General features: G+C 52.6%; 14 protein-coding genes and 2 tRNA genes. 8 read left to right on the forward strand and 8 right to left on the reverse strand.

Annotated elements, in window-relative coordinates; all coding sequences use genetic code 11:
• Window positions 1-12: 12 nt before the first annotated feature.
• Window positions 13-1902 carry a choice-of-anchor I family protein gene (locus FCS97_RS08485; protein WP_138518021.1) on the forward strand — a complete coding sequence of 630 codons (1890 nt, stop codon included), beginning with the start codon at window positions 13-15 and terminating at the stop codon, window positions 1900-1902.
• Between the two features lie 86 nt (window positions 1903-1988).
• Here the strand turns inward: FCS97_RS08485 and FCS97_RS08490 are convergent, their stop codons facing one another.
• Window positions 1989-3473, reverse strand: coding sequence for a hypothetical protein (locus tag FCS97_RS08490; protein ID WP_138518022.1), 1485 nt, complete (start codon window positions 3471-3473; stop codon window positions 1989-1991).
• A gap of 180 nt (window positions 3474-3653) precedes the next feature.
• Window positions 3654-3743, reverse strand: a tRNA-Ser gene (locus FCS97_RS08495).
• A gap of 68 nt (window positions 3744-3811) precedes the next feature.
• On the opposite strand from FCS97_RS08495, the gene FCS97_RS08500 reads away from it, so the two are divergent.
• The 7 genes from FCS97_RS08500 to FCS97_RS08530 all read left to right on the forward strand — a co-directional run bounded on the left by FCS97_RS08500 (window position 3812) and on the right by FCS97_RS08530 (window position 11456).
• Complete coding sequence (locus tag FCS97_RS08500; RefSeq protein ID WP_138518023.1) at window positions 3812-4225, forward strand: hypothetical protein; 414 nt, start codon at window positions 3812-3814, stop codon at window positions 4223-4225.
• A gap of 338 nt (window positions 4226-4563) precedes the next feature.
• Window positions 4564-5883, forward strand: coding sequence for a CmpA/NrtA family ABC transporter substrate-binding protein (locus FCS97_RS08505; protein ID WP_138518024.1), 1320 nt, complete (start codon window positions 4564-4566; stop codon window positions 5881-5883).
• Entirely contained in the window at window positions 5880-6746 is an 867-nt protein-coding gene (gene ntrB, locus FCS97_RS08510) for a nitrate ABC transporter permease (protein ID WP_138518025.1), read from the forward strand. Before FCS97_RS08505 ends, ntrB begins: the two co-directional genes overlap by 4 nt.
• Window positions 6747-6769: 23 nt before the next feature.
• Complete coding sequence (locus tag FCS97_RS08515) at window positions 6770-7621, forward strand: ABC transporter ATP-binding protein (RefSeq protein ID WP_138518026.1); 852 nt, start codon at window positions 6770-6772, stop codon at window positions 7619-7621.
• Between the two features lie 185 nt (window positions 7622-7806).
• Window positions 7807-8928 carry a TRAP transporter substrate-binding protein gene (locus FCS97_RS08520; RefSeq protein ID WP_138518027.1) on the forward strand — a complete coding sequence of 374 codons (1122 nt, stop codon included), beginning with the start codon at window positions 7807-7809 and terminating at the stop codon, window positions 8926-8928.
• Between the two features lie 75 nt (window positions 8929-9003).
• Window positions 9004-9573, forward strand: a complete 570-nt coding sequence (locus FCS97_RS08525; RefSeq protein ID WP_138518028.1) for a TRAP transporter small permease subunit — start codon at window positions 9004-9006, stop codon at window positions 9571-9573.
• A gap of 11 nt (window positions 9574-9584) precedes the next feature.
• Window positions 9585-11456, forward strand: coding sequence for a TRAP transporter large permease (locus tag FCS97_RS08530; protein WP_138518029.1), 1872 nt, complete (start codon window positions 9585-9587; stop codon window positions 11454-11456).
• 297 nt (window positions 11457-11753) lie between these two features.
• Here FCS97_RS08530 and FCS97_RS08535 read toward each other — a convergent pair.
• From FCS97_RS08535 to purL, 6 genes are all read right to left on the reverse strand, one after another.
• Window positions 11754-11843 (reverse strand) — tRNA-Ser (locus tag FCS97_RS08535).
• 69 nt (window positions 11844-11912) lie between these two features.
• Window positions 11913-13259, reverse strand: a complete 1347-nt coding sequence (locus FCS97_RS08540; protein ID WP_138518030.1) for a DUF3422 family protein — start codon at window positions 13257-13259, stop codon at window positions 11913-11915.
• Window positions 13260-13280: 21 nt separating this feature from the next.
• Window positions 13281-13850, reverse strand: a complete 570-nt coding sequence (gene pgsA, locus FCS97_RS08545; protein ID WP_138518031.1) for a CDP-diacylglycerol--glycerol-3-phosphate 3-phosphatidyltransferase — start codon at window positions 13848-13850, stop codon at window positions 13281-13283.
• A gap of 85 nt (window positions 13851-13935) precedes the next feature.
• Window positions 13936-15921 carry an excinuclease ABC subunit UvrC gene (gene uvrC, locus FCS97_RS08550; protein ID WP_138518032.1) on the reverse strand — a complete coding sequence of 662 codons (1986 nt, stop codon included), beginning with the start codon at window positions 15919-15921 and terminating at the stop codon, window positions 13936-13938.
• A 10-nt stretch (window positions 15922-15931) separates the two neighbouring features.
• Entirely contained in the window at window positions 15932-16609 is a 678-nt protein-coding gene (locus tag FCS97_RS08555) for a uracil-DNA glycosylase (protein ID WP_138518033.1), read from the reverse strand.
• Entirely contained in the window at window positions 16610-20665 is a 4056-nt protein-coding gene (purL, locus tag FCS97_RS08560) for a phosphoribosylformylglycinamidine synthase (RefSeq protein ID WP_138518034.1), read from the reverse strand.
• Window positions 20666-20704: the final 39 nt, after the last annotated feature.

The raw sequence follows: 20704 nt of genomic DNA on the forward strand, positions 1-20704 counted from the left end.
GAGCCTATTTTCATGAACAAGACCAAAATTCAACTGTTCGCACTCAGTGCGATTGCAGCAGCTACATTGGCTGCATGTGGTGGCGACAACAACACAACGCCCGCCGTCAGTGCCAGCGAAACCACCAGCATAGCCAGACTGAGCACCTACAACTCCGGGGTGTATGACGCATCTGCCGCTGAGATTCCCGCCTATGACCCAATCAGCCAACGTTTGTTCGTGGTGAACGCCCAAGCTGGCGCAATCGATGTGCTCGATTTGAGTGACCCGGAAAACCCCGTACTTGAACAAACGCTGACCACAAATGCCTTGCGTGCCGGTTCTGTTGTCAACAGCGTTGCGGTTGCCAATGGCATTCTTGCCGTGGCGGTTGAGGACGCAACAAAAACCAACCCAGGCTTGGCAGCTTTCTACAGCACCGAAACCCTGGCCTTGCTTGGCTCCGTTGCGGTTGGCGCACAGCCAGACATGATTGTGTTTACACCCGATGGCACCAAGGCCTTGACTGCCAATGAAGGCGAACCCAGTGACAACTATCAAATTGACCCCGATGGCAGCGTAAGCATCATCGACTTGAGTACACCATCGATGCCAGTGGCCACAACGGCCAGTTTTGCAGGCTTTGACGCAGCTACATTGCGTGCCGCTGGCGTCAGGATTTACGGCCCGACAAACACTGCTGGCGGCAGTGTTCTCGAGGGAGCAAGTGCAGCCCAAGACATCGAGCCAGAGTACATCACCATTTCTCAGGACAACACCACCGCCTTTGTGACCCTTCAGGAAAACAATGCCATTGCAAAAATTGACATTGCCTCTGCCACGGTTACCGACATTCTGCCCTTGGGCGAAAAAGACCACGGCATCGCAGGCAATGAATTTGATGCCTCGGATGAGGAAGACGGCGCAATCAATATTCGCACCTGGCCCGGCGTGCGTGGCTTGTACCTGCCTGATGCAATCGCCAGTTACACGGTAGGCGGCAATACCTTTTTGGTAACCGCCAATGAAGGCGATGCCCGCGCTTGGGGCGAGGACAATGACGCCTATTTTGCCGGTGATTCAACCCTGGGCTTTGTTGAAGAATTCAGAGTGAAGCACTTGGTCAATGCCAATGGCTGGGCTGGTCGATTGAATGATGATCTGCCACCCCAACTCAATTCACTGGCGCAAGGTGGTTTGCTCAATCCATTGGTGTTTGGCTATTGTGGTGCCACTGCAAGCAGCCCGGGCGCATGCCGCGCTGATGACATGTTGGGCCGATTGAACATCACATGGACCATGGGTTATCAAAAAGACGTCAACGGCAATCCTGTCCTCTACGACGCAGCCACTGGCTTGGTCTCGCCCACAGGCACACGGATCATGTACGACAAGCTGTATTCCTACGGCGGCCGCTCCTTCTCCATTTTTGATTCAAACGGTGCCTTGGTATTCGATTCAGGCTCAGAGTTTGAAAGGTTCTTTGCCAGCGACGATTGCATGGTGGGAAGTGCCCGCAACATTCCATGCAAAGACTTCTTCAATTCCGGCCACGATGAAGGCAACGCCTTGGACAGCCGCAGTGATGCGAAAGGCCCCGAGCCGGAGGGCATTGCAGTAGGCACGGTGGGCACCAAAACCTACGCCTTTATTGGTCTGGAACGTTTTGGTGGTGTGTTGATTTATGACATTACCAACCCCAATTCTCCGTTTCGCGTGGATTATCTGAATACTCGTGAAATTTGGGACATGGAACCCGAAGATGCCACCACGCCAGCCGAACTCGCTGCATTCGGCGATCTGGGCCCGGAAGGCCTGGTGTTTATAGCGGCGACCGATTCCCCAACAGGTGAAGATCTTTTGGTGGTGAGCAGTGAAGTGAGTGGAACAACTACCACCTATTCGCTGAACTTGCCTCGTTAAAACAAATAATCGATTGACCCATGCATAAAAAAATCCCGGTATCGACTACCGGGATTTTTACGTCACACGCAAGAAATTAAAGCGTGTTATTGAGCACTACTTATTTGCTCAGACTGTTCGAAATCACCCACACGTTCGCTCAGCGAAAGCACACGATAAATGTCAACAATCTCACCACCAAGGTCAAGCGTGCGCATTGTGTCGTTTCTCGCGGCCTCTCCAATCTCCAGCTGAGGACCTGTTTCAAACTCGGGTACGTCAGGATTTTTGCTGACACTGTCCAACTGAATTGCATCGAAGGAAAGCGTGGTACCAGAGACGCTGTAGTCCACAACCACGATTCCGTTTTGCTCATCATCATCGCCACTTGCAGCCAGGTCAGTGGTGACAATCATCAAACGGCTATTGCTCAGAAAATAATAAAATATCGAAGCCACATTCTCGCCAAATTGAACGCTGCCGTTGGCTGCCGGTTCTCCCACAGTGGGCTGAACACTGGTGCTGATTCCCGAACCATCATCAGAATCTGGCGGTAAAATTTCATACCAGCTACCAATCAGCGAATCTTTTTGATTATTGAATCGCTGGAAGGTCGCCACAATTTGTGTGCCCTCATCATCAATATTCAGCACCAGTTGGGCACCACTTAATTCAATCGTGGTTCCAAACAATGCACCATCAGGATCGGTAGATGAATCGTTGGGGCCATCACTTCGCAACCTGCGCGGCAAGCTGGTCAGTTCAAACGAATCGGAGTTGGCGTCAAAGTTCAGAGTACCCACACCCACCGTTGAAAAAGAATCACCGAGGTCATATTCAGCAAACACAAAAGAATTGATGGGTCCCGAGCCAGTCGCTGATGAATTGCCAGCATCAAAACTGATTAACACATCAAAACTGCCGGAAGGATTGATCGTGGTACCCTCTTCCTGAACACTCACCAGGCGCCAATTGCCTTGAAGTTCATTGCGATAAAAACGCAATTGCGCTTCTGTTTCATTCACCGGGTCGGGATTGTCCATACCTTCATCTCGCACACCCTCGCTTGAATCCAGCGCGGTTTGGAACTCGGTTTGGAACATGGCAGGCTCGGCGTTCAAATTGGCAGCAAGCGCCTCTACGTTACCCAGGGTTGCGCCTTCCCGAATCTCAATTGCACCGTTCTCAGTATCGCCATCATTGTCGAGTGTTTGAAAAAATGTGGTCAGGTTAAGCAATACGTTTTGGCGCGCTTGTACCGCGTTCATTGCATCAGCAGGAACCAGTGCTTCAGCAATAACCTGCGGTGTAACCCGGGCACCGGCGGGAACATCGATTTCCAGACCTGCAATGTTGAATGTGATGGTGTCGCCCTCTGTAAATTCATACAGACCACCGTTCATAGTGGTGCCCGCAAGCCCGCTTGGGGCCCCGGTATATGAAACACCATCAATGGGAGAGTTGGAAAGTTGCCCCGTTCCTGTCGGTGCAGTGGATGATCCAGCCGGGCTTCCGTCTCCACCGCCACCGCCGCAACCCACAATCAAAGCAGCGCTACATGTAGTTAATAAAAATAACTTTTTAATTCCCATGAATCCTCCTAGATACTCGTAATTATTCAAACTGACTTTTAAGTGCATTATTTTTAATTTAATTATTGAATTAATATACTACGAAAGAATCATTAGCGGAGAGATATATTTGAACGCATCAGGCGCTTCGCAATACCGCAGTGCAAAAACAAAAAGCCCCTTACGGGGCTTTTTGTTTTTTGGCGGAGAAGGAGGGATTCGAACCCTCGAAGAGGTTGCCCCCTTACCTGATTTCGAGTCAGGCCGATTCAGCCGCTCTCGCACTTCTCCATGGGGCGCAAGTATATAGCATTCATGCAGAACACAAAAACACTCAGAACAACAAACGGAGACAACTTTTGAACAGCACAGCAAACAATCGGCTTATTTTCCTGGGCTTTATCGCCGCCGGCTTTACCAACCTTTTCGGCATGCTAGCGGCCAGCGAATTCTTCAGTAACTCGGCTTTTCATGAATTATCGCCCGAAGTCTTTTCTCCCTTTGGCACTTTCATGGTCATGGTTTGGGGCTTGGCTTATCTGGCTGTGGCCAAACAAGCGCATCAACTGCCCGCAATCTGTTTTGTATTCGCCTTTGAAAAAGCAATCTATGTGTATACCTGGGTGATCTGGATCAGCAGTAAATCCGACATGCTGCCCATCATTCAAGAAGAAACTCCCCTGCTCGCCTTGTTTTACTCAAGCTACGGCCTTATCGATTTGGCCTATGCGCTCTTTTTTGCATGGGTAGGAATTCGCGCACTTCAAAAATAAGTCCCAGCAAGGCACATCAAACTGGTGCATGCACCACATCCATCAAAACCGGCGCACTGATTTATTTGGTGCGCCGCACCAAACTCGCTTCATGCACCAAAATTAGCGCGAAATCTCGCACTGATTTCAACCAATTTCACATCTGCGCACTTCTTTTTTGCATGGCACACATTCTGCTAAGTGTGTAGTAAGACCTATGCCAACGAGGGACTGGGTCAGATGATTTTATGCAATGAAGTAAAGAAGTACCGGACAACGGCGTCCATCCCAATCTTGCTGGGCAGGTTTGGTGGTGTGCGCCGTTTTTTCTTGGTTTGATTTTTTCAAGGACGCACATGATGAGCAACAAACCTACTGACAAAAAAACTGAACTGTCGGAAACACGCCGTACTTTTATCAAGCAGTCAGCCGCAGTGTGGGGCTCTACCCTGCTGGCCGGTTTCGGCGCCCCATCCATCGTAATGGCCCAGTCCTCCAAAATTGAAACCACCAAAGCCAAACTGGGTTTCATCGCATTGACTGATGCGGCACCTTTGTTTGTCGGTATTGAAAAGGGCTTCTTCAAAAAGCACGGCATGCCCGATGTCGAAGTGCTCAAACAATCATCCTGGGGCACCACACGAGACAACCTGGTACTCGGCTCTGCAAATGGGGGTATCGACGGAGCGCACATCCTGACCCCCATGCCCTACCTGATCAGCACTGGCGCAATGACTGCCAACAACATTCCCACCCCGATGTACATTCTTGCCCGTTTGAACCTGGGCGGCCAGTGTATTTCCGTCGGCGAGGAATACAAGGCCTTGAAAGTAGGCACTGACACACGGGAGTTCAAGAAAGCCCTGATGGCCAAGAAAGGGGGCGGCAAAGCAGTGAGCGCGGCCATGACCTTCCCTGGTGGAACGCACGACTTGTGGATTCGTTACTGGATGGCAGCGGGCGGTATCGACCCGAACAACGATCTGTCTACCATTGTGGTGCCACCTGCACAAATGGTGGCCAACATGAAAGTGGGCAGCATGGACACCTTCTGCGTGTGTGAGCCCTGGAACAAGCAATTAATCAGCCAGAAGATTGGCTACACCGCGCTGACTACAAGTGAGTTGTGGCAAAACCATCCAGAGAAGGCCTTGGGCATGCGCAAAGACTGGGTGGATGCAAACCCCAACGCAGCCAAAGCCTTGGTGATGGCCGTGATGGAAGCACAAATGTTCTGCGAAGACCCGGCCAATCGCGAAGAAGTGGCACGCATCTGTTCACAGCGCCGCTGGATCAACGCCCCCATGACCGACATTGTGGATCGCATGAAAGGCGACTTCGATTACGGCACAGGCCGCGTCGTCACCAACAGCCCACAGCAAATGCGTTACTGGAAAGACCAGGCATCGTATCCCTTCCAAAGCCACGACCTGTGGTTCCTTACCGAAAACCAGCGTTGGGGCTATCTGCCTACAAAGCTGGACACCAACAGTCTGATCAAGCAGGTGAACCGCGAAGACATTTGGCGCCAGGCCGCAGCCACTTTGAAAATCGACAAGTCTGCCATTCCTGCTGGCACATCGCGTGGTGTAGAGAAAATGTTTGACGGCAAAGTGTTCGATCCAAAGAACCCGAAAGCCTACCTCGACAGCTTGACCATTAAGGCGATGAAATCATGATGACCACTGACTCTCTTGAACGTTTGCAAACCACGCGCAAGGTGAAAAGCAAGCCCTTCATTGAAACAGCCGCTTTCAAACAAATCAAAGAAAGCTTGGGCAAGCTGGTTCCGCCTGTCGTGGTCATAACCATCTTGTTGCTGATTTGGGAAATCCTTTGCAGCACTGAAGGTGCCCGTCTGCCTGCGCCCAGCAAGGTGATCACCGACACGTGGGAATTGATCATCAACCCGTTGTACGACAATGGTGGCAATGATGTGGGCATGGCCTGGCAAATTCTGGCCAGCCTTGAACGTGTGGCCATCGGCTACAGCCTTGCCGTGATTGTGGGTGTTGCGCTGGGTGTGTTGGTGGGCCAATCCACCTGGGCCTTGCGCGGCCTTGATCCACTGTTTCAAGTGTTGCGCACCGTACCGCCGCTGGCTTGGTTGCCTTTGTCACTGGCGGGCTTTCAGGATGGGAATCCATCCGCAATCTTCGTGATTTTCATCACAGCCATCTGGCCCATCATCATCAACACCTCGGTTGGTATCCGCAACATTCCCGAAGACTACCGCAACGTGTCGCGTGTTATTCAACACAACGGCATTGAGTACTTCTGGAAAATCATGTTACCCGCCGCTGCCCCCTACATTTTCTCAGGGCTTCGCATTGGTGTGGGTCTGAGCTGGCTGGCCATTGTTGCGGCGGAAATGTTGATTGGTGGAGTGGGCATCGGCTTCTTTATCTGGGACGCCTGGAACAGCTCGCTCATCAGCGACATTGTTCTTGCGCTGGTCTATGTCGGCATTGTCGGTTTCATTCTTGACCGCTGCGTGGCCTGGGTGGGCAACAAAATTACACGCGGTACTTCCGCAGGCTAATCAGGAACACAAGGAGTAACAAAATGAGCGATCGTTTCTTAAGCATTTCTCAAGTTCAAATGAAGTTTGAACGCAATGGCATCGTGAACCCTGTGTTGAAAGACATCAACCTGGAAGTGAACCGGGGTGAATATATTTCACTGATTGGTCACTCGGGTTGTGGAAAGTCGACAGTGCTGAACATCATTGCTGGTTTGTTGACCGCCAGTGAAGGCGTAGTGATTGTCGACAACAAGGAAGTGAATGCTCCGGGTCCTGACCGCGCGCTGGTGTTTCAAAACCACTCCCTCCTGCCTTGGTTGACTGTTTACCAGAACGTTGAAATTGCCGTTGAAAAAATATTCAAAGGCAAAAAAAGCAAGGCCGAGCAGCGCGAATGGATTTTGCACAACCTCGACATGGTGAACATGAGCCATGCGCTTGATCGCTTGCCCTCGGAAATATCAGGCGGCATGAAACAACGCGTGGGCATTGCCCGTGCACTGGCCATGGAACCCAAGGTGTTGTTGCTCGATGAACCCTTCGGTGCTCTGGATGCACTCACACGTGCCCACCTGCAAGACGAGGTCATGCGTATTCAAACCGAGTTGAAGAATACCGTGGTGATGATCACCCACGATGTAGACGAAGCCGTGTTGTTGTCCGATCGCATCGTCATGATGACCAACGGCCCATCTGCCACCATTGGTCAAATTCTCGACATCGACCTGCCCCGCCCTCGCGACCGTTTGGCCCTGGCTGACGACCCCACTTACAACCACTATCGTCACGAAGTACTCAGTTTCCTGCATGAGAAACAGCGAAAGGTTGAGGCAATCGACAAACATCGGCAGATCAAAACAAAAACTGAATCAAAGGTCAGCGCAAACGCCTGATCTGAAATTCAACCCATCAAAAACCGCCACAAACCATAGTGGCGGTTTTTTTTCGTCCCTAGGGAAAGTACCGATGGGTAAGGGTTTGCTCCTATTTAGTTCGATTTGGTACGCCATCACAATGCAGGTTCGAAAAGTAAAACCAAAAACAACGGTCGAAAGCTAAATCAATTTAAGGAGGCAAAATGACTGACTCAGTGAACAACCAAAAGCGCCGCGATTTTATCAAAGGCACATCAGTGGCTGCAGTAGGTGCAGGCGCCATGGCGTTCCCCATGATCTCCACTGCTCAAACAGTGAACATGCGCTTCCAGAGCACATGGCCCCAGAAAGACATTTTCCACGAGTATGCAGTTGACTTTGCCGACAAGGTCAACAGCATGACTGGTGGTCGCCTGAAAATTGAAGTGCTGCCAGCTGGTTCAGTGGTAAAAGCTTTCGACTTGCTGGATGCTGTAAGCAAGGGCACGTTGGACGGTGGCCACGGCGTTATTGCCTACTGGTACGGTAAAAATGCGGCGGTTGCACTTTGGGGTTCAGGCCCATCTTTCGGCATGGACGCAAACATGCTGCTGGCCTGGCACAAGTACGGTGGCGGCAAGGAATTGCTGGACGAAATTTACGGCGACCTGAAAATGGACGTGGTTTCTTTCATGTCTGGCCCAATGCCAACTCAGCCTTTGGGCTGGTTCAAGAAGCCAGTGACAAAAGCCGAAGACCTGAAAGGCCTGAAGTTCCGTACCGTTGGCTTGTCTGTAGACATGTTCACGAAGATGGGTGTTGCTGTTAACGCGCTGCCCGGTGGCGAAATCGTTCCTGCGATGGACCGTGGCCTGCTGGACGCCGCTGAATTCAACAACGCATCTTCAGACCGCCTGTTGGGCTTCCCAGACGTGTCCAAGGTGTGCATGTTGCAATCGTTCCACCAGTCTTCTGAACAGTTTGAAATCATGTTCAACAAGACCAAGTACAACAAGCTGCCAGCCGAAATCAAAGCCATTATCGCAAACGCTGCCGAGGCTGCATCTGCTGACATGAGCTGGAAAGCAGTGGATCGCTACTCCAAAGACTACATGGAAATGCAGAGCAAAGATGGCGTCAAGTTCTTCAAGACACCAGACAGCATCTTGAAGGCACAGTTGAAAGCATGGGATGAAGTGACCAAAGAAAAGTCTGCTGCAAACCCCATGTTCAAGAAAGTGTTTGAATCGCAGCGTGCATTTGCTGCACGTGCAGCCAAGTGGCAAGCCGACACATCCGTCGACTTCAAAATGGCCCAAGCGTTTTACGCACAACAAAAGAAGTAATTTAGTCCACAGCGAAAAGCCAGCACCTGCACAACGGGTGTTGGCTTTTTTTTAACCGAACCCGAGGTTCACCCCATGTTAGCTTTCCTTCATTTGGTCGACAAAATTTCCACCAAGGTTGGGCATCTCTTTGCCTGGACTATCGTACTGTTGACTGGAATTATCGTGTTCGAAGTATTCACGCGATACGCCCTGAACAGCCCCAATCCTTGGGTGTTCGATGCGTCTTACATTCTTTACGGCATCCTGTTCATGATGGCAGGTGCTTACACGCTGGCCACCAACGGCCATGTACGTGGCGACATTCTCTATGGCTTTCTTGAGCCCAGAACACAAGCCATTCTTGACCTGATTCTGTATTTCGTTTTCTTCTTCCCCGGCATCATCGCATTGACCTACGCAGGGTACACATTCGCTGACGAGGCCTGGGCGATCAAGGAAATGTCGTCCATCACCGCAGATGGTCCCCCAATTTACCCATTCAAGGCATTCATTCCGCTGGCAGCTGTTTTCTTGCTGCTTCAGGGCGTAGTCGAAGTGATTCGCTGCGTCATGTGCATCAAGGATGGAGCATGGCCCAAGCGTGAGGACGATGTGCAAGAAGTCGATGTAGAGAAGCTCAAAGCAACTCTAAGCAAGAAATAACAGGATCAATCATGAAAAAAGAACTATATTTTGGTGTCGCCATTATGGCAATGATCCTGATCGGGGTTGCCATTTCCATGCCCGCGCCATCGGAAATGACCAATGGCCATTTGGGCTTGCTGATGCTGTCCCTTATCGTTGTGGCCATTATGCTCGGCTTCCCAACAGCCTTTACCTTGATGGGCATGGGCGTAATATTCACATATTTTGCCTATGATCAAGACATACAGAAAACGCTCGACTTGATGGTGCAGTCGACCTACAAGGTGATGACCAACGATGTGCTCATCTCAGTTCCCTTGTTTGTGTTCATGGGCTACCTGGTTGAACGTGCAAACCTGATCGAGAAACTTTTTAAATCCCTCCACTTGGCCATGGCTCGCCTTCCCGGCGCCTTGGGCGTTGCAACACTGGTCACTTGCGCAATCTTCGCAACGGCGACAGGTATTGTGGGTGCGGTGGTTACGCTGATGGGCTTGCTGGCCATGCCCAGCATGTTGAAAGCGGGCTACGACACCAAAATGGCCGCCGGTGCCATCACCGCCGGTGGTTGCCTGGGTATTTTGATTCCACCTTCAGTGCTGTTGATCGTCTACGGTGCCACAGCCGGTGTTTCAGTAGTACAGTTGTACGCAGGCGCATTTTTCCCCGGCATTATGTTGGCAAGCTTGTATGTTGCCTACATCATCATTCGTGCAAAACTGAACCCGAAAAGTGCACCTCCCTTGTCTGAAGAAGACCGCAAAGTGCCGCTTAGCCCTGTTCTGGATTCGCTCAAGCGTACCTATGGCAGCAGCCGCGCAGTATCGGCCTTGGTCAACGGTATGAAAGGCCGTCGTGAAGGCAACCTGACCACTGGGCAAGTAGCCAATCAGTTCTTCGTGGCCATGTTGCCCGCAATTTTCGCAGCGTTCATTCTAGGTTTGGTGTATTCCTCCCTGACGGCACCCAAGGAAGCTGCATTTGACACATCTGGCCTGGTCAGTTTTGGGTCTGAGTATCAGGGATCCAGCAGCAGTAATTATGACTTCGGCTTCGATGAACCTGCTGGCGCTGAAACCACGGAAGCAGCCCCCGCGTTGGAAGAACCCACGGAACCCGCCGCCGCTGCAGAAGAACCCGAGTCCACTCCTGCACCCCTGAACTTCTGGATTTCTCTGTTAGTGGTGGTTGGAGTACTTTTGTATTACTACTCCCGCCTCAGCTTCGAACGCCTTGAAGTATTCAAGATGTTGCTGACCTCCTTCTTCCCGCTTGCAATTCTGATTTTGGCGGTGTTGGGCAGTATCGTATTTGGCTTTGCAACGCCGTCCGAGGCCGCCGCTGTTGGTGCATTCGGTGGTTTGTTACTGGCGGCCGGGTATCGTCAACTCAGCTTCCCGGTGTTGCGTGAATCTGCCTTCCTTACCTCCAAAACAACCGCCATGGTGTGTTGGTTGTTTGTGGGCTCATCCATTTTTTCAGCGGCATTTGCGCTGCTGGGTGGTCAGGAATTGGTTGAAAACTGGGTGTTGTCTTTGGGCCTCACGCCAATCCAGTTTTTGCTGTTGTCCCAAGTCATCATTTTCCTGCTGGGCTGGCCTCTGGAATGGACAGAAATCATCGTGATTTTCATGCCGATTTTCATTCCACTGCTGCCCTACTTTGACATTGACCCATTGTTTTTTGGCTTGCTGGTCGCCATGAACCTGCAAACGGCTTTCCTGTCACCCCCGGTGGCCATGGCAGCGTTCTACCTGAAAGGCGTATCGCCACCCGGAGTCACGCTGAACCAGATCTTCTTGGGCATGATTCCCTTCATGTTCATTCAGATCTTCGCGATGTTCGTGCTGTATGTGTTCCCACAAATCGGTATGTGGTTGCCTGGCGTGCTTTACAGATAAGCAATGCGTTGTTGACTCGTCTGAATGCAAAAAACCGCCCACGAGGCGGTTTTTTGTTTTCATCATTCGTTCGTTCGAATCTACTCACAGGTCGCAAAAACAAAAAACCCGCCACAAGGGCGGGTTTTGATGTTTTTGGCGGAAGCTGTGAGATTGTTATCGCACCTTGCGGTGCTCCCTCGTTTCGTTCCCATTCGGGAACTCCACCGAACTATTATTTTTACGATCCGTTCGTTCGAATCTACTCACAGGTCGCAAAAACAAAAAACCCGCCACAAGGGCGGGTTTTGATGTTTTTGGCGGAAGCTGTGAGATTCGAACTCACGGAGGGCTCGCACCCTCGCCGGTTTTCAAGACCGGTGCATTCAACCGCTCTGCCAAGCTTCCGAGCCCACAATTATAACCACAAACCCTTTGGTTTGGAAACCTTTCGGATCAATATTTCCCTAATATTCCTCAGCCTTTCAAGCCCATGCGCTTTTTCATGGCCTGCATGCTGACATAAGCCAGCACCGCAATCGTGGGTATGGCCACAGCAATGGCCAAATCGGGAGAAACTGGCACACCCATGGTCTTTAAACCCTTGGCCAAATAACCCACCAGGCTCGCACCATAGTAGGAAATCGCGACAATCGACAGGCCTTCCACAGTTTCCTGCAAACGCAACTGCACCTTGGCACGCTTGTCCATGCTGGTCAGCAACCGCTGGTTCTGGCTTTCCCGCTCAATCTCCACGCGCGTACGCAGCAGCTGGGTCACACGTGAAATACGGGCCGCCAACTCATCTTGCCTGCGGGCAGTCCAGGTGCAGGTTTTCATGGCAGGGCCCAAACGGCGATCCATGAATTCACCAAAAGTTTGCATGCCCACCATGGGAATTTCTTTCAACTCGGCAATCCGCTTTTTCACCAAATCGGTGTACGCCTCAGCCGCGGTAAACCGCACCCGGTTTTCAGCGCTCAACTGCTCCACACGTGCCGCCAAATCAGTCAACTGGCTCAACAACTTTCTGTCCAGCTCAACATCTTCTGAGGTTACTTCGGCCAGGTCTTCGGTTTTGCTGGTTTCAGCCATTTCCGTGGCCAGCTTCACCAAGCGATCCTCATAGGAGGACAGCTTCGGCAATGTGGCGCGCGCCACTGGAAAACTCAGCAACGCCATCATGCGGTAGGTTTCCATCTCGATGGTGCGCTGAACCACCCTACCCAGCTGTCGTGAGCCCATTTTCAAATTACAAATCAGAATACGGGTAGCACCGCGATCAGCAATTCGAAGGTCGGAAAACACCTGTCCTGCCCCATTCGCAATCATGCCGCCAATCAAGGTGTTCCCATCAAAATAGCCTGCAACACTGCGAGGTTCGCGGGGACTTTCTGTTTTTTGAACGAACAATTCAATGGCCACCAACATGATGCCGGGCAAGGCTGCCATCCAGCTGGGGGGTAATCTGCGGGTCACTGGGCGATCAAACACAATCGCATGGTCAGCCCGCTCAAAGAACGTCAGGGTAATGAATTCATTGTGGCGCTCCAGGCGCAAACGCAAGGCCGATTCGCCACCGCACAGGCTCAGGCTGACCTGGGGTGCGGCCAATTCCTCATCCGAAACTGGTTTGCATCCACAGTAGTCGACCAAGGCCTGCAACTGCCCCACAATCGCGGGCGTCACTTCACCTTGCACCAGCAAAGCAATGTGAAACACCCTTTCCTGCGGCCACAAGGCCTCGGTGGGGCGAGAATGGACTTCATCATTGAGTGCTTGCCGCAATGGATATGGCTGGGGCAGCAGGTTGCTTTTGTTCATGGCGAAAGGTTCTTGAAGCGATCAGCTTCGATTGCGAAGTTCAGGCCAGGCTTTCATCAAGTAATAGCACATGGACCACACAGTCAACACAGCCGCCACATAAATACCCAAAGTGCCCAACAACTGGAAATTGATGCCCATCCAGGTTTCATTGACCAACAACATGGGGATGGCCACCATTTGCGCAATGGTTTTGAATTTGCCAAGCCAGTTCACGGCCACGCTGTTGCGGGCCCCAATACTGGCCATCCATTCCCGCAGGGCGGAAATTGTAATTTCACGTCCGATAATAATCAGTGCGATAAATGGGCCGATGCGCCCAAGGTCGACCAAGACAATCAGGGCTGCCCCCACCATCAGCTTGTCGGCAACCGGATCAAGAAACGCACCAAACGCCGAGGTTTGGTTCCAGCGGCGGGCCAGGTAACCGTCTACAAAATCGGTAATGGCTGCGAATACAAAAACCCAGGCGCCCACCCAGTTTTGCATGGTGATGGACATGACTGTTTCGGGCAGAAAATAAATGCCGACAACCAGTGGAATCAAAATAATCCGGACCCAGGTCAGGATCATGGGCAGGTTCATTGGCATATCTGTTTTTCTTTTGTTAAGGTGAAAATACACTCTCTAGAGGTACAGAATATATCAGCGTGAACGCCCATTGAGGCACACCTGTTCAATGCAAACGCCGATATATTTCTTCAGCCAGTGTTTTCGAGATCCCATCGACGGTTTGTAGATCCTCAACGCTGGCCGCCTTCACACCACGCAAACCGCCAAAACGGGTCAGCAACTTTTGCTTGCGGCGTGCGCCAATGCCTTCAATTTCATCCAGCTCGGAAGCCTGACGCGCCTTGGCCCGCTTGGCCCGCATGCCTGTAATCGCAAACCGGTGGGCTTCGTCTCGAATTTGCGCAATCAGCATGAGCGCAGGGTGACCAGGGCCCAACTCAAGGCTTGGCCTACCGTCGGGAAACACCAAAGTTTCCAGGCCCACTTTGCGGTTCTCGCCCTTTTTCACGCCCACAATCAGGCTGATGTCCAGTCCAAGCTGCTCAAACACTTGCCGGGCCACTTCAATTTGCCCTTTGCCCCCGTCAATCAGCACCACATGCGGCATCACAATTGGGGTCTTGCCCTCGCGCTGATATCGACGTGTTACCGCTTGGCGCATGGCTGCGTAATCATCGCCTGGTGTAATGCCTTCAATGTTGTAGCGACGGTATTCGCGACTTTGCATGTCGTGGTTGTGAAACACCACACACGAGGCCTGCGTGGCCTCTCCTGCGGTGTGCGAAATGTCAAAACACTCCACGCGCAAAGTGGCCAGCAAATCAATGTCCTCGGGTGCTGCGTCCATGGCAGCTTCAGTGCCTGGTGGCAACACGGAATCGCTGGCTGTGTCACCCTGTGGTTTGAGGGTGCCCCCCAACATGCTGCTCGCCTCGCCTGCCTGCAAAGCTTCCTCCAGCCGCGTTTCAAGGCCCAATGTTTCAACCAGTGCACGGGTTCGGAACTGGGCTGACCCCTGCTCTGCAATTCGCCTCGCAATCGCGATTTCTGCATTGTCCACAGCCATGTCCAACCACTTGCGTCGCTCGCTTTGCGGCTGGCGGATCAGGTTAATTTTCTTGCCTGCTTGCTGGCTGAGTGCCATCAGCAATTCGGGGGCATCCAGATCCTGATTCACAATCAACAGGTTTGGAATCGGCCTGTCCACATAGGCTTGGCTCAAAAACGCCTCCAGCACCTCGGGGCCAATGTCCTCGCTGGCCTGTGCCACACTGGGAAACATGGGTTTGTCGCCCAAATGCCGGCCGCCCCGCACCATGGCGAGGTTTACACACACTGCACCGCCTTTGATCACCACAGCAATAATGTCTGCATCGTCATCACCACCCGTGGTGTCTACAGACTGCTTTTGCAACACACGGCTTAGCGCACCCAACTGATTGCGGTACATGGCCGCTTTCTCAAACTCCAGCAAGCCACTGGCTTCCAGCATTTTCTCTTCCAGATTGGCCAACACTGATTTGTGGTCGCCCCGCAAAAAACGCGAGGCTGCTTCCACATCTTTTGCGTAATCCTCAGGGCTGATCCAGTTCACACAAGGTGCACTGCACCGCTGAATCTGGGCCTGTAAACAAGGGCGTGAACGATGGGAAAAAACAGTGTCCTCACAGGTGCGCAACAAGAACACTCGCTGCAAAACCTGAATACTTTCTTTCACGGCCCAAGCATTCGGAAAGGGTCCAAAGAACTGTGATTTTTTATCGACTGCACCCCTGTAATACGCTACCCGTGGGTACTTGTGATTGGTCAAGCGAAGGTAGGGATAGCTTTTGTCATCCCGAAACAGAATGTTGTAACGCGGGCTTAAGCTTTTAATCAGGTTGTTTTCAAGCAGCAGCGCTTCTGCTTCCGTGCGGGTGGGGGTTACATCAACCCTCACAATGCGCTCTACCATGTGGCTGGTACGCGGGCTGGCATGGGTTTTCTGGAAATACGAAGACACCCGCTTTTTCAGGTTCTTGGCCTTGCCCACATACATCACAGTGCCGTTCGCATCAATCATGCGATACACACCGGGGCGTGTGGTCAATTCTTTCAAGAACGCCGGGATATCAAAAGGAGAGTCGGGCGCTTGTTGCTCGTCGGTCATCGCCCTGCCCTTATGCCTTCAGGAAATGGCTGATCGATTGCAGCACAGCCTCGAACATGGGTGCGGTCAGCCTGCCGGTTTGCGTGTTGTAGCGGCTCACATGGTAACTGTCAAACAAACGAAATGCGCCCAGATCATGTTCAGCAGCATGGCCAAACTTGAAAGCACTTTGTTTCTGATCCATCGCCTTCAACACGGCTTGGTGCCCCACCAAGCCCAGTGCCAGCACTGCCTTGGGCGGGTGCACCTTGAACTCATGGGAAATGAACTGGTTGCAGGTTTTAATTTCCGCAGGCGTGGGTTTGTTTTCAGGTGGAACACACTTCACGGCATTGCTTACGCGTGCATTCAACAGCTGCATGCCATCGCCCACCGCTACGGAAACCGGTCTGTTGGCAAAACCGTACTTGTGCAAAGTGCTGTACAACAGGTCACCACAATAATCGCCCGTGAATGGGCGCCCACTGCGGTTGGCACCGTGTAAACCTGGCGCCAAACCAACAATCAACAGCTCGGCGTTGGCGGGGCCAAAAGGCGGCACCGGGCCATTGAAATGGCTTGGAAATTTTTCGCGATTCTGTTCATGAAAAGCATGCAAACGCGGGCAGGCGGTGCAATGCACATCAAACACTTTGGCTGGCCATTGCTGGTCCATGGCCAAGGGTTGCCATGCCAATTCTTTTTCCATTTAACCCAATGCCTTGCGCGCGTTGTAGAACAAACGCATCCACGGTGAATACTCGCCTGCATCTGTCGGTGCCCAGCTCATTTGCACGTTACGGAATACCCGCTCAGGGTGCGGCATCATGATGGTGAAACGACCATCTGGCGTGGTGAAACCGGCCAGTGCCTCGGGGCTGCCATTGGGGTTGAATGGGTACTGCTGTGTGGCCTCGCCCTGTGAATTGACATACTGCACAGCCACCAAGCCCTCAGCAGTCAATTTGCCGTGGTTGCCCTGGCGTGAAAAGTCTGCGCGGCCCTCGCCGTGCGCCACCACCACTGGCACCACCGAACCTTCCATGCCACTGAGCAAAATGGACGGCGTCTTGTTGATTTTTACATTCACCAAGCGGGCTTCATATTGCTCGCTTTCATTGCGCATCAGTTTTGGCCAATGCGTTGCACCAGGAATCAAATCAGCCAAGGTGGCCATCATTTGGCAACCATTGCAAACACCCAAACCGAACACATCACTGCGACCAAAAAACTCCGCAAACTGATCAGCCAGCACGCTGTTGTAGCGAATGGTTTTTGCCCAGCCTTCGCCAGCACCCAACACATCGCCGTAACTGAAGCCACCGCATGCAGCCAAACCTTGAAAATCAGCCAACTTGCGCTTGCCAGTCAGCAAGTCGCTCATGTGCACATCCACAGCCTCAAAGCCCGCAAGCGTGAATGCGCCTGCCATTTCCAACTGACCGTTCACGCCTTGTTCACGCAGCACTGCCACGCGGGGTTTGGCACCGCTTGCAATAAACGGTGCTGCCGGGTTTTCTGCAATATCAAAGCTGGGTTGCCACACCAAAGCATTGGGCAATTCGGCGGCAGCTTTGTGTTCGTTTTCCGCGCACGCCGGGTTGTCACGGCGCTTGGCAATTTGATAGCTGGTGTCATCCCAAATACCTTGCAGCTTGGCGCGGCTTTCGGAGTAAATGCACTTGGCATCGCGGTAAAACTCAATTACATCTCGGTCATTTGGCTTGCCGATGATATTGCTGTGTTTGCTCAGGTTGAAATCGCGAAGCACTTGCATGGCTTCGCTTTTCTGCGCAGCGGGTACCTGCAACACCACACCCAGTTCTTCGTTGAACAAGGCTTTCAGGGTAAGCTCGCCACGCTGCACGCTGACCTGCTCCGGGCGAATTTTAAAGTCGCCCCAATCGGCCGAATACGGGTCTATGGTGATCAAATCCAGGTTGATCGACAAACCACAACGGCTGGCAAAACTCATCTCGGCCAAGGCCGCCAGCAAACCACCATCTGAACGATCGTGGTAGGCATGCACCAAGCCTTTTTCACGCAGGGCATTCAAAGCCTGTGCAAAGTTCTTGATGTCGCTTGCGTCCTCTACATCGGGCACATCTGCACCCAACTGGTTGGTTACTTGTGCAAGCACGCTTGCGCCCATGCGCATTTTGCCGCGCGCCAAATCAACCAAGACCAACACTGTGTCATCCGCTGTGTTCAGCACAGGCGTGAGCGTACCGCGAACATCGTTGATTTTCGAAAACGCGGTCACGATCAAACTGACAGGCGACAAAACTTCCTTCTGAACATCGCCCTCGTTCCAGCGGGTGCGCATGGAAAGAGAGTCTTTACCCACAGGAATACCCAAACCCAATTGCGGACAAAGTTCCATGCCAATCGCTTTCACAGTGTCAAACAATGCGGCATCTTGCCCAGGTGTGCCGCAAGCGGCCATCCAGTTGGCGCTCAGCTTCACATCTTCCAGTTTCTCAACCGGTGAAGCCAGCAGGTTGGTAATACTTTCTGCAATCGCCATACGGCCTGAGGCAGGCGCATTCAACACAGCCAGCGGTGTGCGTTCACCCATGGCCATGGCCTGCCCTGCGTAGCCGGTGTAATCGTCAATCGTCACTGCCACATCAGCCACAGGCACTTGGTAAGGCCCAACCATTTGGTCGCGGGCGGTGAAGCCTCCCACAGTGCGGTCGCCAATCGTAATCAGGAAACGCTTGGAAGCCACAGCCGGGAATTTCAACACCTGTTCAATGGCCTCGCCCAATTCAGTCTGGGTCAAATCCATTTCTGCTTTCACTGGCTCAACGCGCTTGTCGTTGCGCTCCATGCGGGGAGGCTTGCCCAACAGCACTTCCATGGGCATGTCCACTGGGTTGCTGCTGCTTTCCGCATCCAGCACTTTCAGTTGGCGTTCATCGGTAACCACTCCCACCACGCAGAATGGGCAACGCTCACGTTCACACAGTTGCGTGAAAAGCTCCAGCGACTCGGGTGCAATGCCCATCACATAACGTTCTTGCGATTCATTGCACCAAATTTCAGCAGGGCTCAAACCGCTCTCATCCAGATTTACCTTGCGCAAATCGAACTCAGCACCTTTGTTCGATGCATCCGCCAATTCTGGAAATGCATTGGAAATACCACCCGCACCCACATCGTGAATACTCAAGATGGGGTTGGCTTCGCCCAAGGTCCAGCAACGATCAAGCACTTCCTGCGCACGGCGTTCCATTTCAGGATTGGCACGTTGCACTGAATCAAAGTCGAGCGATTCGGTGTTCGAGCCAGAGTTCATGGACGATGCAGCCCCACCACCCATACCAATGCGCATACCGGGGCCACCCAGTTGAATCAACAGGCTGCCCGCTGGCAAGTCGCATTTGTGGGTGTGCACTTCACGAATATTGCCCAAGCCACCCGCAATCATGATGGGCTTGTGGTAACCGTAAACCCTTTCACCTACGCGTTGCTCGAATGTGCGGAAGTAGCCGCCCAGGTTCGGGCGACCGAATTCATTGTTGAACGCAGCCGCACCAATTGGGCCGTCAATCATGATTTGTTCAGGTGTTGCAATACGCGTAGGAATGCCAACAGGCTTCGGCTGCTCGCTACGTTGCTCATTGCGCTGATCAAGCGGCACCAGGGCGTCTTGCCCGCTTTCCCAGATTTCCTTGCCGCCATCAAAACGCAAGTGCGAGGTGGTAAAGCCACACAGGCCTGCCTTGGGTTTGGCGCCACGACCTGTGGCACCTTCATCGCGAATTTCACCGCCCGAACCGGTGGCAGCACCCGCGTAAGGCGAAATGGCTGTGGGGTGGTTGTGGGTTTCAACCTTGATCACAAAATGCGTGTTTTCTTCATGCGGGCGATACACACCGTCTGCATCCGCAAAAAAGCGTTCAGCCTTGCCACCAGCAATCACTGCTGCATTGTCGGAATATGCAACCACCGTGCCTTGGGGCGTGGTTTTGTGGGTGTTGCGGATCATGCCGAACAGGGTTTCGCTTTGAGCCTGTCCGTCGATGGTCCAGGTGGCATTGAAAATTTTGTGGCGGCAGTGCTCGCTGTTGGCCTGCGCAAACATCATCAATTCCACATCAGTGGGTGAACGGCCCATGGCGGTGTAGGCTTCTAGCAGGTAATCAATTTCATCTTCGCTCAAGGCCAAGCCCAATTCGCTGTTGGCCTTCACCAATGAATTGCGGCCCTCGCTCAATTCCACAATTTGCAGGCTTTTGCCTTGCAGGGGCAAAAACAGGCTTTTCACATCAAACCCATCGGGCAACACGGTTTCCGTCATTCGGTCGTACAAGGCTACCTTCAAGGCCTGCAAAGCAGCGCCTTCGGGCAGTTTGCTGCCGCCCAGCAAACCCTTCTTAAAAGTCAGCTGAAACTCAACGCCACGCTCCATGCGCACCACATTGGCCAAGCCAGCATTGTGTGCAATATCGGTGGCCTTGGAAGCCCAAGGGCTTACCGTGCCCAAGCGCGGCACTACCACGCAACTCAGGTCAATGCGGTCCAAAGCCGGCGCGGCGTGGCCGTAATCCAGCAAACCTTCCATCACCTTGCGCTGATGGCCTTCCAATGCACCACGCGTGGCCACGAAGTGAACGAAATGCGCACGCACTGCCGACACATTCGAGTCAATGGCTTGCAGGCGTTTCAACAAGCCTTCTGCACGAAAAGCAGACAGGGCAGACGCGCCGTTGAAGGTAGAAACATCGAATTGATCAGCCGAAGACAGGGCAAGAGACATGACAGCAGTGGGGGTGGTTGAGGTAATCTTGAATTATAA

It is taken from the genome of Limnobacter alexandrii (assembly GCF_005871185.1).
Taxonomy (GTDB): Bacteria; Pseudomonadota; Gammaproteobacteria; order Burkholderiales; family Burkholderiaceae_B; genus Limnobacter; species Limnobacter alexandrii.

Excerpts from the sequence above, each read along its gene's own strand:
- FCS97_RS08485 (WP_138518021.1), top strand. The coding sequence starts at position 13 with ATGAACAAGACCAAAATTCAACTGTTCGCACTCAGTGCGATTGCAGCA.
- FCS97_RS08490 (WP_138518022.1), bottom strand. The coding sequence starts at position 3,473 with ATGGGAATTAAAAAGTTATTTTTATTAACTACATGTAGCGCTGCTTTG.
- FCS97_RS08505 (WP_138518024.1), top strand. The coding sequence starts at position 4,564 with ATGAGCAACAAACCTACTGACAAAAAAACTGAACTGTCGGAAACACGC.
- ntrB (WP_138518025.1), top strand. The coding sequence starts at position 5,880 with ATGATGACCACTGACTCTCTTGAACGTTTGCAAACCACGCGCAAGGTG.
- FCS97_RS08515 (WP_138518026.1), top strand. The coding sequence starts at position 6,770 with ATGAGCGATCGTTTCTTAAGCATTTCTCAAGTTCAAATGAAGTTTGAA.
- FCS97_RS08520 (WP_138518027.1), top strand. The coding sequence starts at position 7,807 with ATGACTGACTCAGTGAACAACCAAAAGCGCCGCGATTTTATCAAAGGC.
- FCS97_RS08525 (WP_138518028.1), top strand. The coding sequence starts at position 9,004 with ATGTTAGCTTTCCTTCATTTGGTCGACAAAATTTCCACCAAGGTTGGG.
- FCS97_RS08530 (WP_138518029.1), top strand. The coding sequence starts at position 9,585 with ATGAAAAAAGAACTATATTTTGGTGTCGCCATTATGGCAATGATCCTG.
- FCS97_RS08540 (WP_138518030.1), bottom strand. The coding sequence starts at position 13,259 with ATGAACAAAAGCAACCTGCTGCCCCAGCCATATCCATTGCGGCAAGCA.
- pgsA (WP_138518031.1), bottom strand. The coding sequence starts at position 13,850 with ATGCCAATGAACCTGCCCATGATCCTGACCTGGGTCCGGATTATTTTG.
- uvrC (WP_138518032.1), bottom strand. The coding sequence starts at position 15,921 with ATGACCGACGAGCAACAAGCGCCCGACTCTCCTTTTGATATCCCGGCG.
- FCS97_RS08555 (WP_138518033.1), bottom strand. The coding sequence starts at position 16,609 with ATGGAAAAAGAATTGGCATGGCAACCCTTGGCCATGGACCAGCAATGG.
- purL (WP_138518034.1), bottom strand. The coding sequence starts at position 20,665 with ATGTCTCTTGCCCTGTCTTCGGCTGATCAATTCGATGTTTCTACCTTC.